The organism is Micromonospora sp. CPCC 206060 (assembly GCF_036906895.1).
Taxonomy (GTDB): Bacteria; Actinomycetota; Actinomycetes; order Mycobacteriales; family Micromonosporaceae; genus Micromonospora.
Genome location: NZ_JBAKHU010000004.1, coordinates 156,735 through 171,437, shown reverse-complemented (window position 1 = coordinate 171,437; position 14,703 = coordinate 156,735). Strand labels below are relative to the sequence as shown.

Annotated in this window: 14 protein-coding genes and 1 pseudogene; 8 read left to right on the top strand and 7 right to left on the bottom strand. The window is 72.3% G+C overall.

Features of this window, described 5'->3' with window-relative positions; translation table 11 throughout:
* The first annotated feature begins 2 nt into the window (after window positions 1–2).
* From moaA to V6U90_RS06145, 4 genes are all read left to right on the top strand, one after another.
* Complete coding sequence (gene moaA, locus V6U90_RS06160) at window positions 3–1,007, top strand: GTP 3',8-cyclase MoaA (protein ID WP_334432067.1); 1,005 nt, start codon at window positions 3–5, stop codon at window positions 1,005–1,007.
* 1 nt (window position 1,008) lies between these two features.
* Window positions 1,009–1,272 (top strand): MoaD/ThiS family protein, encoded by a 264-nt coding sequence (locus V6U90_RS06155; RefSeq protein WP_334431914.1) that lies wholly within the window; start codon window positions 1,009–1,011, stop codon window positions 1,270–1,272.
* Window positions 1,273–1,281: 9 nt separating this feature from the next.
* Window positions 1,282–2,526 (top strand): metallophosphoesterase, encoded by a 1,245-nt coding sequence (locus V6U90_RS06150; RefSeq protein WP_334431912.1) that lies wholly within the window; start codon window positions 1,282–1,284, stop codon window positions 2,524–2,526.
* 104 nt (window positions 2,527–2,630) lie between these two features.
* Window positions 2,631–5,855, top strand: a complete 3,225-nt coding sequence (locus V6U90_RS06145; RefSeq protein ID WP_334431909.1) for a UvrD-helicase domain-containing protein — start codon at window positions 2,631–2,633, stop codon at window positions 5,853–5,855.
* A gap of 391 nt (window positions 5,856–6,246) precedes the next feature.
* Here V6U90_RS06145 and V6U90_RS06140 read toward each other — a convergent pair whose 3' ends face one another.
* The 6 genes and pseudogenes from V6U90_RS06140 to V6U90_RS06120 all read right to left on the bottom strand — a co-directional run bounded on the left by V6U90_RS06140 (window position 6,247) and on the right by V6U90_RS06120 (window position 9,784).
* Window positions 6,247–6,861, bottom strand: coding sequence for a hypothetical protein (locus V6U90_RS06140; protein ID WP_334431907.1), 615 nt, complete (start codon window positions 6,859–6,861; stop codon window positions 6,247–6,249).
* A gap of 113 nt (window positions 6,862–6,974) precedes the next feature.
* The gene (locus V6U90_RS06135) at window positions 6,975–7,160 is read right to left on the bottom strand and encodes a DUF397 domain-containing protein (RefSeq protein WP_334431904.1); all 186 of its coding nucleotides are present in this window, start codon (window positions 7,158–7,160) and stop codon (window positions 6,975–6,977) included.
* 12 nt (window positions 7,161–7,172) lie between these two features.
* Entirely contained in the window at window positions 7,173–7,589 is a 417-nt protein-coding gene (locus V6U90_RS06130; RefSeq protein WP_334431902.1) for a DUF5753 domain-containing protein, read from the bottom strand.
* Window positions 7,590–7,615: 26 nt separating this feature from the next.
* Window positions 7,616–7,789, bottom strand: a pseudogene (locus V6U90_RS33900) (Scr1 family TA system antitoxin-like transcriptional regulator); the annotation flags it as partial.
* A 166-nt stretch (window positions 7,790–7,955) separates the two neighbouring features.
* Complete coding sequence (locus V6U90_RS06125; protein WP_334431900.1) at window positions 7,956–8,732, bottom strand: prepilin peptidase; 777 nt, start codon at window positions 8,730–8,732, stop codon at window positions 7,956–7,958.
* A gap of 11 nt (window positions 8,733–8,743) precedes the next feature.
* Window positions 8,744–9,784, bottom strand: a complete 1,041-nt coding sequence (locus V6U90_RS06120) for an EamA family transporter (RefSeq protein WP_334431898.1) — start codon at window positions 9,782–9,784, stop codon at window positions 8,744–8,746.
* Between the two features lie 783 nt (window positions 9,785–10,567).
* On the opposite strand from V6U90_RS06120, the gene V6U90_RS06115 reads away from it, so the two are divergent.
* From V6U90_RS06115 to V6U90_RS06105, 3 genes are all read left to right on the top strand, one after another.
* On the top strand, window positions 10,568–10,996 hold the full coding sequence (locus V6U90_RS06115; protein WP_334431896.1) for an LppU/SCO3897 family protein: 429 nt from the start codon (window positions 10,568–10,570) through the stop codon (window positions 10,994–10,996).
* Between the two features lie 445 nt (window positions 10,997–11,441).
* Complete coding sequence (locus V6U90_RS06110) at window positions 11,442–11,861, top strand: LppU/SCO3897 family protein (protein WP_334432065.1); 420 nt, start codon at window positions 11,442–11,444, stop codon at window positions 11,859–11,861.
* 154 nt (window positions 11,862–12,015) lie between these two features.
* Window positions 12,016–13,257, top strand: coding sequence for an ATP-binding protein (locus V6U90_RS06105; protein ID WP_334431894.1), 1,242 nt, complete (start codon window positions 12,016–12,018; stop codon window positions 13,255–13,257).
* Window positions 13,258–13,318: 61 nt separating this feature from the next.
* On the opposite strand, the gene V6U90_RS06100 is transcribed toward V6U90_RS06105, so the two are convergent.
* Window positions 13,319–13,858, bottom strand: a complete 540-nt coding sequence (locus V6U90_RS06100) for a GNAT family N-acetyltransferase (protein WP_334431892.1) — start codon at window positions 13,856–13,858, stop codon at window positions 13,319–13,321.
* Window positions 13,859–14,076: 218 nt separating this feature from the next.
* Here V6U90_RS06100 and V6U90_RS06095 point away from each other — a divergent pair, with 218 nt between their 5' ends.
* Entirely contained in the window at window positions 14,077–14,622 is a 546-nt protein-coding gene (locus V6U90_RS06095; protein ID WP_334431890.1) for a DoxX family protein, read from the top strand.
* The last annotated feature ends 81 nt before the right edge of the window (window positions 14,623–14,703 follow it).

The window sequence follows — 14,703 nt, the reverse complement described above, 5'->3', positions numbered from 1 at the left end:
CGATGGGTACCGGTCCCCTGGTCGACCGGTTCGGTCGGGTCGCCACCGACCTGCGGGTGTCACTGACCGACAAGTGCAACCTGCGCTGCACGTACTGCATGCCGGCGGAGGGCCTGCCCTGGCTGGCCGGGCCGGATCTGCTCAGTGACGACGAGGTGGTCCGGCTGGTCCGGGTCGCAGTCGAGCAGCTCGGGGTGACCGAGGTGCGGTTCACCGGCGGGGAGCCGTTGATCCGCCCCGGCCTGACGGGCATCGTGGCCGCCGCAGCCGCCCTGAGCCCACGCCCGCAGCTGTCCCTGACCACCAATGGCATCGGGCTGGACCGGTTGGCGGGTACGCTGCGCGCAGCCGGGCTGGACCGGGTGAACGTCTCCCTCGACACCCTCCAGCCGGACCGGTTCACCACGCTGACCCGGCGGCCCCGGCTCACCGACGTCCTGGCCGGGCTGGCCGCCGCGACGGTCGCCGGCCTCACCCCCGTGAAGATCAACTCGGTGCTGATGCGGGGGATCAACGACGACGAGGCGCCCGCCCTGCTCCGGTTCGCCCTCGACCACGGTTACGAGCTGCGGTTCATCGAGCAGATGCCGCTCGACGCCCAGCACGGCTGGGACCGGTCGACGATGGTCACCGCCGAGGAGATCCTCGCCACACTGCGACAGGAGTTCACCCTGCTCGACGACCCGGTCCAGCGCGGGGCGGCACCCGCCGAGACCTGGGTGGTGGCCGGTACCGAGCCGGCGGCCCGGGTCGGGGTGGTCGGCAGCGTCACCCGCCCGTTCTGCGGGAACTGCGACCGTACCCGGCTCACCGCCGACGGTCAGGTCCGCAACTGCCTCTTCGCCACCGAGGAGGCGGACCTGCGTACCGCGCTCCGGGCCGGCGCGGACGACGCGGAACTGGCCCGGCGCTGGCGTACCGCGATGTGGGGGAAGCGGGCCGGACACGGCATCGACGATCCGAACTTCCTCCAGCCGGCCCGCTCGATGTCGGCGATCGGAGGCTGAGGTGCAACCGACGACGGGTACGACGTTGACCGTGCGCTACTTCGCCGGGGCCCGGGCGGCGGCCGGCGTGGCCGAGGAGACCGTTCCCGCCGGGCCGGGACTGGACGAACTGCTCCGGGAGCTGGCCGGACGGCACGGCGCCGGCCTGGCCGCCGTGCTGCGGATCGCGAGTTACCTGGTCGACGGCGTGGCCTGGCATGATCGCGGGGCACCGTTGCCGGCCGGGTCGACGGTGGACGTACTGCCCCCCTTCGCGGGCGGCTGAGGAGGATCCTTGCTGGCGACCCTGGCGTTCGTGGCCACGATGGCCCTGATCACCGGTCTGATCCACCTCTACCTGTGGAAACGGCTGGTCAGGGACACCACCCACCCGGGCCGGTGGCGCCGCATCGGCGGGATCACCATGCTCGTGCTCGCCGTACTCGTGCCGGTGACCATGATGGGCACCAGAGCCCAGCTCTACTGGCTGGCCTGGCCGGGGTACCTCTGGCTCGCCCTGATGTTCTACATCCTGGTGCTCCTGGTGGCGTTGGAGATACCGATGCTGGTCGCGAAGCTGGTGCTGCGCCGCCGGGCGGTGGCGGCCGAGCCGACCACCGCCGCGCCGGAGCCGGCCCTGGTCGGCGCGGCCGGCACCGCCGACCCGCCGGCCGCCGCTGCGGTCGGCCAGGACGACCACGACCCCGGCCGTCGCCTGCTGCTGGCCCGGGGGGCGGCCATCTTCGCCGGGCTCACCGCCGCCGGGACCGTCGGGTACGGCGTCCGCACCGCCCTCGGCCCGCCGCAGCTCGACCGGGTGCAGATCCCGCTGGCGAAGCTGCCCCGGAGCATGGACGGCCTGCGCATCGCCACCGTCTCCGACATCCACCTCGGTCCGCTGCGCGGTCGGGCACACACCGAGCGGATCGTGGCCGCCATCAACCGGCTCGACGCCGACCTCGTGGCCGTGGTCGGTGACCTGGTCGACGGCTCGGTCGCCGAGCTGGGCGAGGCGGCGGCACCCCTGGGCGACATCCGGTCCCGGTACGGCAGCTTCTTCGTCACCGGCAACCACGAGTACTACTCGGGTGTCGATGAGTGGGTGCAGGAACTCGACCGGATCGGCCTGAACGTGCTCCAGAACGAGCGGCTGGAGATCCGTACCCCGCAGGGCGTCCTCGACCTGGCCGGGGTGAACGACCCGACGGCCGGCGGTACCGGGTTGGCCGCACCGCCGGACTACGCCGCCGCGCTGGGCGACCGGGACCGCAGCCGGCCGGTGGTGCTCCTGGCCCACCAGCCGGTGGCCGCCGTCGAGGCCGCGAAGTTCGGCGTCGACCTGCAACTCTCCGGGCACACCCACGGCGGCCAGATGGTGCCGTTCAACTACCTGGTCCGGTTGCAGCAGCCGGTCGTCGCCGGACTCGGCGAGGTCGACGGTACGAAGGTGTACGTCACCAACGGTGCCGGGTTCTGGGGGCCGCCGGTCCGGGTCGGGGCCCCGCCGCAGGTGACCCTGGTCGAGCTGCGCTCGGCGTAACCGCGACGGGCGGTGGCCCGTCGCACCCGCCCAGCCGGCATAGCGCAGCTCACCTTCGCGCGTGGCGCCGAGCGGGCCGGGACCCGGTCGTGACAGGATGCGGCGTGTCTCCGTTCAGCGTCGCACCCCCCGGCGGCTCCTCGCCGTTCGTCGCGGACCTGCACATCCACTCGAAGTACTCCCGGGCCTGTAGCCGCGACCTGACCCTGCCCAACCTGGCCTGGTGGGCCCGGCGCAAGGGCATCGGGCTGCTCGGCACCGGCGACTTCACCCACCCCGCCTGGTACGACCACCTCCGCGAGACGCTGCACCCGGCCGAGCCGGGGCTGTACCGGCTCAGCCCGGAGGCGGAACGGGACATCGCCCGGCGGCTGCCGCCCCGACTGGCCGACGCCGCCGAGGCCGATCCGGTGCGGTTCATGCTGAGCGTGGAGATCTCCACGATCTACAAGCGGGACGACCGTACCCGCAAGGTGCACCACCTGATCTACCTGCCCGACCTGGACGCGGTGGGCCGGTTCAACACCGCGCTGGCCCGGATCGGCAACATCGCCTCCGACGGGCGGCCCATCCTCGGGCTGGACTCCCGGGACCTGCTGGAGATCACGCTGGAGGCGAGCCCGGACGGCTACCTGGTGCCGGCACACATCTGGACGCCCTGGTTCTCCGCGCTCGGTTCCAAGTCCGGCTTCGACGCGATCGCCGACTGCTACGCCGACCTGGCGGGGCACATCTTCGCGGTGGAGACCGGTCTCTCCTCCGACCCGGAGATGAACTGGCGGGTCGCCAGTCTCGACGGGTACCGGCTGGTGTCCAACTCGGACGCACACTCGCCACCGGCGCTGGGCCGCGAGGCGACCGTCTTCACCGCCGCCCGGGACTACTTCGCGGTCCGCGAGGCGCTGCGCACCGGGGTCGGGCTGGGCGGGACCATCGAGTTCTTCCCCGAGGAGGGCAAGTACCACGCCGACGGGCACCGGCTCTGCGGGGTCAACTGGTCCCCGGAGCAGACCCGGGCGGCCGGTGGACGCTGCCCCGAGTGCGGGAAGCCGCTCACCGTCGGGGTGCTCGCCCGGGTCGAGGAGCTGGCCGACCGGCCCACCGGGTACCACCCGGAGGGTGCACCGGAGGTGACCCACCTCGTACCGCTCGCCGAGATCCTGGGTGAGATCAACCGGGTGGGCGCGAAGTCGAAGACGGTGGCCGGGCAGCTCAACGACCTGGTCGCCGCGCTCGGCCCGGAGCTGGAGATCCTCACCCGGGTTCCGGTGGACGCCGTCCGGCAGGCCGGTGGGGAGCTGCTCGCCGAGGCCATCGAACGGTTGCGTCGGGGTGAGGTGCGCCGGGTGCCCGGCTACGACGGCGAGTACGGCGTGATCACCCTCTTCGACCCGGCGGAGCTGCGCCGCTCCGGTGCGGGTGGGCAGGCGGAAACGCTGTTCGACGCGGCGGGGACGCTCTTCGACGTACCCGTGCCGAAGCAGCGCCCGCCCGCCGAGCCGGCAGCGAACCCGGCGGCCCGGCCGGCGGCGAAGGCCGAGCCGAAGCGCCGCCCGGCGCGGACGGCGAAGGCGCCCACCCCGGCACCGCCGATCGCCCCGCCGCCCTCCCCGCACGAACCGTTCGAACCGATGCTCGCCGGCATGGAGGAGGTCGGCACCGGGCTGCTGGACCGGCTGGACGCCATGCAGCGGGTGGCGGCGTCGGCACCGGGCGGGCCGCTGCTGATCGTGGCCGGGCCGGGTACCGGCAAGACCCGCACGCTGACCCACCGGATCGCCTACCTCTGCGCCGAGCTGAACGTCTTCCCGGAGCACTGCCTGGCGATCACGTTCACCCGGCGGGCCGCCGAGGAGCTGCGGCACCGGCTGGACGGGCTGCTCGGCCCGGTCGCCGACGACGTCACGGTCGGCACCTTCCACTCGCTGGGGCTGACCATCCTCCGGGAGAACGCCGGCGCGGTCGGGCTGCCGACGGACTTCCGGATCGCCGACGACACCGAGCGGACCGCCGCCCGCACCGAGGCCGGGGACGACGACACCCGGTACGCGGCGCTGCTGCGCAAGTCGAACCTGGTCGACCTGGACGAGCTGCTCACCCTGCCGGTACGCCTGCTCCGCGACGATCCGGCGCTGGTGCAGCGGTACCGGGACCGGTGGCGGTGGATCTTCGTCGACGAGTACCAGGACGTCGACGCCGTGCAGTACGAACTGCTGCGGCTGTTGAGCGCGGCGGACGGCAACCTCTGCGCGATCGGCGACCCGGACCAGGCGATCTACTCGTTCCGGGGCGCCGACGTGTCGTACTTCCTACGCTTCTCGCAGGACTTCGTGGACGCCCGGCTGGTCCGGTTGACCCGCAACTACCGGTCGTCGGCGCCGATCCTGGCCGCCGCCGTGCAGGCCATCGCGCCGTCGTCGCTGGTCCGGGGTCGGCGGCTGGACCCGGCCCGGCTGGACCCGGAGGCCCCGCTGGTCGGCCGGTACCCCGCCGCGTCCGTCGCCGACGAGGCCGACTTCGTGGTACGCACCGTCGACGACCTGGTCGGCGGCCTCTCGCACCGGTCGCTGGACTCCGGCCGGATCGACGGCCGCACGTCCACTGTCTCCTTCTCCGACATCGCGGTGCTGTACCGGACCGACGCGCAGGCCGCCCCGATCGCGGACGCGCTGCGCCGGGCCAACATCCCGGTGCAGAAGCGGTCCCACGACCGGCTGCGGGACCGGCCCGGGGTCGACGCGATTGCCCGGGAACTGCGGCACGCGAACGGGCTGAGTGGTTCCCTGCCGGCCCGGGTCCGACTCGCCGGGCAGGTGCTCGCCGATCGGTACTCGGCGCCGACCCTGGACTCGACCGGTCAGGTGGGGCCGGAGGACGTCCGCGCGGCGGTGGACCTGCTCACCCCGCTCGCCCAACGCTGCGGCGACGACCTGGGACTGTTCCTGTCCCAGCTCGCCACCGGCGCGGAGGTGGACGCGCTCGACCCGCGCGCCGAGGCGGTCACCCTGCTGACCCTGCACGCCGCGAAGGGCCTGGAGTTCCCGGTGGTGTTCCTGGTCGGCTGCGAGGACGGGCTGCTCCCGCTGCGCTGGCCGGGTACGACACCGGACGATGACGCGGTCGCCGAGGAACGCCGGTTGTTCTTCGTCGGGCTGACCCGGGCCCAGGACCGGCTCTACGTCAGCCATGCCGGGCGCCGTTCCCGGTACGGCAAGGAACGCGACTGCGTTCCCTCCCCGTTCCTCGACGCGATCGACCCGGGGCTGTTCGAACGGTTCGGCGACACCGGGCCACGCCGCCCGAAGGACCGCCAGCTCCGCCTGCTCTGAGGTGTAAGGAAGGGCCCCCTATTAACGTTTTCGGTAGAGGAAGGGCCCCTTATTAACACCTCAACTTGCATCACGACCTCAAAAACCGGGCAGCCGTCCAGCGCCACGAGGGCCAGGACGAGCGCGAGCGGCGCCGGCCCTCGTGGCGCGTCAGTCGTGATCGGGGAAATCTTGATCGTTTGTCGTTGAGTGGTGTGACACGCCGACCGAAGTGCAGCTGAGCTGCAAACGATCAAGGGCCGATGACGGCGGTCCGTCGCAATCACTGGAAGGTCGTCTCTGGCAGTTTGTCCCTGTCAGTTGGCGGCCGATGTAACCCCTGGGCGATCTCGGTGGGACGCGGCAGGTCAGAGTGACCGGCAACAGGACTGGCGCGGCCACCACCGCCCTATTACCGGGCGCGTGAGCAGTCTGGGCTGTCCGGCCGACCGTCAATGAGAACGATGAAAGTGGCGTCGTGTTCGGGGGTGCCGTCGGCCATGCTGCTCACCTCCAGCCGCGCAGTCATCCCGTTGATCGTCTTGCAGTACCGCAGGAAGGCCCCGCCGGGATTACCCCGGTGGATCACGAAATGCCAGCCAGCCGCCGTGACGCTCGGCCCGACGAGGGCGATGAGTTCGTCCGACGTGTATCCGCGCTCCACGGTGTACTGGCGCCAAACGGTCGCGAACTCTGGTCCTGCCGACTCTTCCCGTTCCCAAGAGCCCGGCCGATAGTCACAGGCGCGCGTCTTGGACATCTCCTCGAACAGCCGGCCGTTCGGCGGAGCCAGCAAGAATGCGGGGTCCTTCCGGTAGGCCGCTACTGCGGCGGCCTGGTCGCCGGGTGTGAAGTTGCAGCCCCACCAGCGGGTCGTCCGGACTGCCATGCCCGTCAGCGTCAGCAGCGTCGCAGCCACCAGAACTCGGACGACGATCCGGCGGCGGCGTGACGGGGCGCTTGGGTCGGCGTCGTTCTTCGCCGATTGATCGCCAGGTTGGGAAGCACGGGGGGCGGTTTCGTTCATCGGGATCTCCGAGGGGGGAGTCGCCATAAGTGTGTGGATGAGCGAGGTGGTGGCTGGACGATGCCGCTTCGCACTGTTGAGGTGACCAGGTCACCACTCCCGCTCACCGATGCTCAGGCGTCGAACGAACCGGCCTTGATGCTCCCAACGAAATCGGTCCATTGATCGGCCGTGAAGGACAGCACCGGCCCCTGCCGATCCTTACTGTCCCTCACCTGCGCATTGTGGTCGACGTACCGGGCCTCCACGCACTGGCCGTTACCGCCGCTGCGGGTGCTCTTGCGCCACTGGGCATCCATGGCGTGCCTCCCTCAATCGTGGTGCTCCGTCTCGCGGATCTTTCTGATCATCGCAGTCGAGTCCGTGGCCGAGAGGGCTGACGCCCGGAGGCTGTTGAAGACGACGGCACATCGACCCATGTCCTCACCCTCGGCGTAGAGGTCGCCGGTCAGACCCTCGATGTAGACCACACCCGGGCCTTCGTCGAGGTTCAGGATGGCGAAACTCGACAGCATCGAGGCGTAGGCACCCTCGCGGAACGGGATGACCTGGATGGTGACCTTCCACCGCTCCTGCGCGTCGAGCAGAGCGGTGAGCTGCTTGGCAATGACCTCCAGGCCACCGATCTGCCGGTGCAGGACTGCTTCGTCGAGGACAGCCACCATGCGGAGTCGACCCTCTGTGATGAGCTTCTGCCGTTCGACCCGTGCAGCAACCCGCTGCTGCACCCCTTCCGGGTAGGCCGGGTTGCCTCGCCACTCACGACAGCGCGGACGTAGTCCTGCGTCTGAAGGAGGCCGGGCACCACCACGGTCTCGAAGTTCTGGATCTCTGACGCCGCCGACTCCAGCCCGATGAACTGCCGGTACGAGTTCGGCAGGTCACCGTACTTCGCCCACCACCCCCGCTGCTTGCCACTACGGGCCATCGACAGCAACGTCTCGCGCAGCTCGGCATCGGTCGCGCCGTACCGGTCGAGCAACACGTTCAGCGCCGGTCGATCTTCGTCCAGCCAGCCGGACTGCGGTCCGTCCCGGAACCCACGGTGGCCGGGCGACCGGGGCAGAGAAACATCCGGGCGGCCGGGCCAGCCGTCAGCGGAGCAGAACGGCGAGCAGCGCGCCGGCCAGCAGCGCCGGCCCCAGGGGCAGTGGGGTGTCCCGACGCACCCGACCGGTCGCCAGCAGTACGAGCACCGCAGCGCCGTTGAGCAGGTGCGGCAGGACCAGCCCCAGCAGGACCGCGCGCCAGCCGTACCAGCCGAGCAGCAGCCCGAGCACGGCGGCGAGCTTCACGTCCCCGAAGCCGAGCCGGGAGCTGGGCAGCAGGGCCAGCAGCAGGTAGGCGGCGACGGTGAGCAGCGCACCGCCGAGCGCACCGGCCAGCCGGCGCGGGTCCCCGGCGGCCAGAGCCGCCACGGTCAGTCCGGTGCCGGCGAGCAGCGCGACCGACCCCACCAGCGGGTCGGGTAGCCGGAGACAGGCCAGGTCGACGGCGCCGAGTACCAGCCCCAGCGCTGCGGCGGCGAGCAGTGTCGGCAGCACCGGGTCGGTGCCGACGGAACCGGCGAGCCCGGTGAGGACCAGCGCGCCGAGGACGGTGGTGACCCGGGCCGACGGACCGAGTCTGGCCCGGCAACCCGGGCAGCGGTCACCGGGGCGTAGCCAACCGGCCGGCCCCGGATGGAAGGGACGCGCGCATCCGTCGCAGCCGGCCCGGCGCGGCAGACCCGGGGCGACCGAGAAGCGGTACGCGACCCGGGGCGTGACCAGGCCGGCAAGGGTACCGGCCAGCAGGGCGGCCAGGAGTACCGGAAGTGCGGGAAGTACCGGAAACACCTGGACCGGAAGTGCCGGAAGATCGGGCGGCATGGGGCGGGATGCTACCGCCGGTGGTCCGCCCGCTGGCGACGCTGCGTGGCCTGACCGGGGCGCTCGGTGGCAATGACCAGCGCCACCCCGAACACGATGACCGCGCCCCCGGCGATCACCTGGGCGGTCACCGGTTCGGCCGCCAGCAGGGCGCCGAGCGCGACCGCCACCGCCGGGTTGACGTAGGCGTACGTGGCGACCAGGGAGACCGGCGCGTGGTGCAGCAGCCACACGTACGCGGTGAAGGCGACCAGGGAGCCGGCGAGCACGAGGTACCCGAGGGCCAGCCAGGAACGCGCCGACACCGCAGCCGGATCGAACCGGGCAGGTTCACCCCGGAGCGCGGCGATCAGGGCGAGAGCGGCGGCACCGGCGAACATCTCGTAGACGGTGGCGACGAACGGGTCAGCGGGCATGCTGATCCGCCCGGACAGGAACGAGCCGAGCGCCCAGGAGGCGGCACCGGCGGTCACGGTCAGGGCACCGGCGACCGGTACCGCACCCGGTCCATCGGACGGCAGGACCAGCAGCACCAGGCCGAGCAGGCCGACCGCCACGCCGAGCAGGCTGAGCAGGCCGGGCCGGTCGCCGGTGACCATCCGGAGCAGCACGACGAGCAGGGGTACCCCGGCGACCAGGAGCGCGGCGATCCCGGACGGCACGGCGACCCCGGACGGCCCGGACTCGGCGAGCACCACCAGGCCGTTGCCGCCGGTCAGCAGGAGTACGCCCACCAGCGCCGCTCCGGCGAGTTGCCGACGGTCGACCCGCAGCGCGCCGGCGCCCCGGCGTACCCGGAGGATCACGGCGAGCACGATGGCGGCGGTCGAGAACCGCGCGGCGGCGGAGAGCAGCGGCGGCACGGTGTCGACAGTCACCTGGATGGCCAGGTAGGTGGACCCCCAGACCAGGTAGACCACCGCGAGGGCGGTCCAGATCAGGGCGGAGCGGGTGACCGGAACGGCGCCCGGAACCGTCTTGCCGGACGGGGCAGAATCCGGCGAAGTGGACGTCTGTGGTCCGGGGCTCGGTGTTCCGGTGGATGAGCTCATCAGTCAGCCACGCTACGGTGACCACGGCGTCGCCGTCCCACTTTGGTGGTCGGCCTCTCACCGATCGTGCCCAGGAGGGCCTGCATGGCTAACTACGGACCACCGGGCGGGCCGGAACCGTGGCCTGGCCGCCGCCCGAGCGATCCCTACCGGTCCCCGACCGACCCGTGGGGGACGGGGGAGCAGGCTGACGGCCCGGGGTGCCCGGAGCAGGGACAACCCCCGTACGGTCGGGAATCCGGCCGGCCACCGACCGGCCCGGAGTACGGCTCCCGGTGGGCGCCGGAGCACGGTGCGGCACCGTACGACCCTGGTTACGGTCCGCCACCTCGGGACGGCGGCTACGGCCACCCGGAGCCCGGCCCACCGCAGTACGGGCCGCCGGGATACGGGCCGCCGGGATACGGGCCGCCGGGATACGGGCCGCCGGGATACGGGCCGCCGGGATACGGGCCGCCGGGATACGGGCCGCCGGGATACGGGCCGCCGGGATACGGGCCGCCGGAGTACGACCGGCCGCGACCGGGGTACGGCCGGCCGGAGCACGGGCCACCGGAGTACAGCCGAACGGAGTACGAACCACCGGACTACGGGCCACCGGAGTACGCCCAGCCACGACCGGAGTACCGGCGGGAGGCCCACCCGTCAGCGGGTCACCCGTCCCCCGGGCAACGACCGGAGTTCGGGCCCCCGCCCGGCCACCCCGGGGCACCCGGGGACGGCGACTGGGCGGTTACGGCGCCCGGTCCGGGATCCCGGCGGGGCCGGGGGCCGTTGCTGGCCGTGCTCGTCACCCTGGCGGTACTGGTCAGCGGAGGTGCAGCGGCCATCTACTACCTGCGCGGCCAGGACGGGCCGACCCCCTCGACGGCGGCCACCAGTGCGGTACCGGACGCTCCGCCGACCGCGGCACCGCAGTCGAGCGCCGAGCCGGCATCGACCGAACCCACGGTCGAATCGTCGACCGACCCGCGGTTCGTCAAGGTGGGGCAGTGCGTCCGCAACGTAGGCCCGGCGGACGGGCAGCCGAAGCTGGTCATCGCCCCCTGCGGGGCCGGGACCTACCAGGTACTACGCCGCTTCGACGGCGCCACCAGTGGTGAGAAGGACGCCGAGGCCAAGTGCGCCAAGGTGGAGGGCTACACCAACTGGTACTTCTTCAACAGCCCTCTGGACACGCTCGACTTCGTGCTCTGCCTCAAGTCGCGCTGACTCCCGACCACCCCTTGGGGAGAGAATGACAACCTACGGATCACCCGGATCGGGCAACCCCGACGACCCGTACCACCGGCCACCCGTCACACCGTCCTCCGGGGGAGGTTATCCACCGCCGTACCAGGGTGGTGGCTACGAGCCGCCCGCGCCGCAGTGGGGGCCGCCGCCCGGCGGTCAGGAACCACCGAACGTGCCCTGGGGGCAGCAGCCCGATCCGGGGTATCCGGGGCAGCAGCCGGGCTTCGGTCACCCGGCGCCCGGGTCGGGCTATCCCCCGGCGCCCGGGTCGTACCCACCACCGGCCGGACCCGCCGCCTCCTACCCGCCCCCGTCCGGGTTCGGCAACGAGCCCCCGGCCGGACCGCAGTGGGGTGGCCCGCCGCCGGGTGTCCCCTACGGGGCACCGATGGCCCCACCGCCGAAGAGCAGCAACAGGGCGCTGCTGATCATCCTGCTGGTGCTGCTGCTCGTGGTCTGCCCGTGCCTCGGGTTCGGCGGCTGGGCCCTGATGAACGCCGGGGACGATGACGACCCGCAGGCCGGACCGACCGCGACGGCCGCGCCGAGCAGCCGGCCGAGCGAGCGGCCCAGCCCCAGCCCCAGCCCGAGCCCGTCGCCGTCCCGCACCAGCGGCAGCAGCGGATTCGTCAAGGGCGACTGCGTGGTCAACGACGGTACGGCGAACGACGCCGAGCTGCGCAAGGTGAAGTGTGCGCCGGGCACCTACAAGGTGCTGCTGCGCATCCCGTTCACCTCGGACGGCAAGCAGTGCGAGACCAAGGCTCCGAAGTCGACGGCGAACTACGTGCACGACAACTCGATCGACGCCCTGGACTACGTGCTCTGCCTCCAGAAGCTCTGACCAGCAGCTAACCGAAACTAGGGCTGTCTAGCGATATCGCTAGACAGCCCTAGTCTTCTGTCGAGACGCCGGGCGACCACCGGCGGCGACACGCCGGTACCGTCCTCTACCTGTTTCTAGCCAGGCAGCTAGACGGGCCGATACGGTGCGAGACGTGGACCCGGTGCGCAACCCGTACGCCCCCGGTGCCGGCCAGCGACCGCCCGAACTCGCCGGTCGGGGCCGGGAACTGGACGTCTTCGACATCGTGCTGGAGCGCATCGCCCGGGGGCGCCCCGAGCGCAGCCTGATGCTCACCGGGCTGCGCGGGGTCGGCAAGACCGTCCTGCTCAACACCCTGCGCTCGCAGGCCATCGGTCGGCTCTGGGGCACCGGGAAGATCGAGGCCCGGCCGGACCAGTCGCTGCGTCGTCCGGTGGCCGCCGCCCTGCACATGGCGATCCGCGAACTGGCCCCGCACCACCGGGCGCCCGAGCGGATCGACGCGTTCCTCGGCGTCCTCAAGGCGTTCGCCCAGCGGGCCACCCCGACCGGTCGCGGTTCGACCGCACCGAAACTCCGCGACCGCTGGCAGCCCGGCATCGACGTACCGGCGAGCAGCGGCCGGGCCGACTCCGGCGACATCGAGATCGACCTCGTCGAACTGCTCAGCGACGCGGCCAGCGTCGCCACCGACGTGGGAACCGGTATCGCGGTCTTCATCGACGAGATGCAGGACCTCGGTCCGGAGGACATCTCGGCGCTCTGCGCCGCCTGCCATGAGCTGTCGCAGCTCGGCGCGCCCCTGATCGTGGTCGGGGCCGGCCTGCCGCACCTGCCGGCCGTCCTCTCCGCCGCGAAGTCCTACTCGGAGCGGCTCTACCGCTACCAGCGGATCGACCGGCTCGACCGGCTCGCCGCCGATCAGGCACTCTGCGCGCCCGCCGGGCGCGAGGACGTCGAGTACGAGCCGAAGGCGCTCGACCTGCTCTACGAGAAGTCCGGTGGCTACCCCTACTTCGTCCAGGCGTACGGGAAGGCCACCTGGGACCACGCGCCCCGCTCGCCGATCACCGCAGCGGACGTCCGGGTCGCCGCCCCGGAGGCGGAAGCCGAACTGGCGGTCGGTTTCTTCGGCTCACGCTTCGAGCGGGCCACCCCTGCCGAGCGGGAGTACATGCGGGCGATGGCGACGCTCTCCCTGCCGGACGGCACCGACGGCACGGCGGCCCGGGACGACATGGATCTCGCCGTGCCGACCGCCGACATCGCCCGCTCCCTGGGCCGTAAACCGGCGAGTCTCTCCCCCGCCCGGGACGCCCTGATCAAGAAGGGACTCATCTACTCGGGGGAACGCGGCACGGTCGCCTTCACCGTGCCGCACTTCGGCCGGTACCTCCGGACCCAACCGGCCTGACCGGGCCCGGACCCGCGATCCGGCCGGACAGGATCGGGCCCACAGACCTGACCGGGCAGGCTCAGACCCGTGACCAGGTCGGCGGGAAGACGACTTCACCGCCAGGTGGCGCCGGGGCACCGGCCACCTCCGGCGGCAGGACCAGCGCCTGCCACGGGTCACCGAGCCCGGACCAGGGGCTGGTCAGCCGGAACCGGGCCGCCGGCTCGAAGCCGAACCGGTGGTAGAAGGCCGGGTCACCGAGGACCACCACGAGGCGCTCACCGAACTCGGTCGCCGCGTCGAGCACCGCCTGCACCACCGACGTACCGAGCCCGATGCCCTGCCGGTGCGGCGCCACCGCGACCGGCCCGAGGGTCAGCGCCGGCCAGCCGCCGGAGTCGATCCGGACCCGGCTGAGCAGGGCGTAACCCACCACCTCGCCGCCCCACTCGGCCACCATCGACAGGTCGGGGAGCCAGGCGTCACTGTCCCGGAGCGCGTCCACCAGCCCGACCTCGGGTGGCGCGCCGGCGTCCGGCCGGTCGTACGCCGCCGCGACCACGCGCCGGATCGGTTCCACGTCGGCCGTTTCCTCGGGACGTAACCGCAGTGTGGTCACCCGGGCACGCTACCGCCGACCGGCGCGTCGACCGGCCCATTCGGCCGGCGTGGCGCGGGACGACCTGCTTTCGGGGCACCACGCTGCGTACTTCAAGGCCGGCGCCTACACCCAGGCCACGTGCTGCACGGGGGCCGGGACGGTACCCGTACCGCTCCGGACCGGGCAGAACGGCGGATGCGGAGGTAAACCACCCGGCGACGGGGTATGACTGGTACATGAGACCCGTACGCAGCCTCGCCCGCGTCATGCTGAGCGGCATCTTCGTGATCTCCGGAGCCCGGGCCGTACGTGACCCGGCGCCGCTGCTGCCCCGGGCCCGGCGGATGACCGACCGGGTCGGTCCGCTCCTGGAGAAGGTCCATCCGCAACTGCCGACCGGGGCCGAGCAACTGGTACGGGTCAACGGGGCGGTTCAGCTCGCCGCCGGCCTGCTGCTCGCCACCGGACACCTCACCCGTCCGGCTGCCGCCACGCTCGCCGGGACACTGGTGCCGACCACCTTCGCCGGTCATCCCTTCTGGACCGTCGACGACCCGGGCGCGCGGGCCAACCACCAGGTCCACTTCATGAAGAACCTCGGTCTCCTCGGCGGGCTGCTGCTGGCCGCCGCCGACACCGAGGGGCGGCCCGGTCTGCGGTGGCGGGCCGGCCACCGCATCGGTCACAGCCGGCGATCGGTCCAGCGGGCGGTCCGCACCGCCCGGCGGGATGCGCGGATCGCCATGCGATCCGCCGCCACGGCCCGTCGACTGCCCGGCTGACCTGCGTCGGTCCCGCCCCACCCCCCACATTCGCCGGTCCTGCGCGGGCAGAGGCCACGAATTACCTGAACCCCCCGCCAG

Excerpts from the sequence above, each read along its gene's own strand:
- moaA (WP_334432067.1), top strand. The coding sequence starts at position 3 with ATGGGTACCGGTCCCCTGGTCGACCGGTTCGGTCGGGTCGCCACCGAC.
- V6U90_RS06140 (WP_334431907.1), bottom strand. The coding sequence starts at position 6,861 with ATGAACGAAACCGCCCCCCGTGCTTCCCAACCTGGCGATCAATCGGCG.
- V6U90_RS06135 (WP_334431904.1), bottom strand. The coding sequence starts at position 7,160 with ATGGATGCCCAGTGGCGCAAGAGCACCCGCAGCGGCGGTAACGGCCAG.
- V6U90_RS06125 (WP_334431900.1), bottom strand. The coding sequence starts at position 8,732 with ATGCCGCCCGATCTTCCGGCACTTCCGGTCCAGGTGTTTCCGGTACTT.
- V6U90_RS06120 (WP_334431898.1), bottom strand. The coding sequence starts at position 9,784 with ATGAGCTCATCCACCGGAACACCGAGCCCCGGACCACAGACGTCCACT.
- V6U90_RS06095 (WP_334431890.1), top strand. The coding sequence starts at position 14,077 with ATGAGACCCGTACGCAGCCTCGCCCGCGTCATGCTGAGCGGCATCTTC.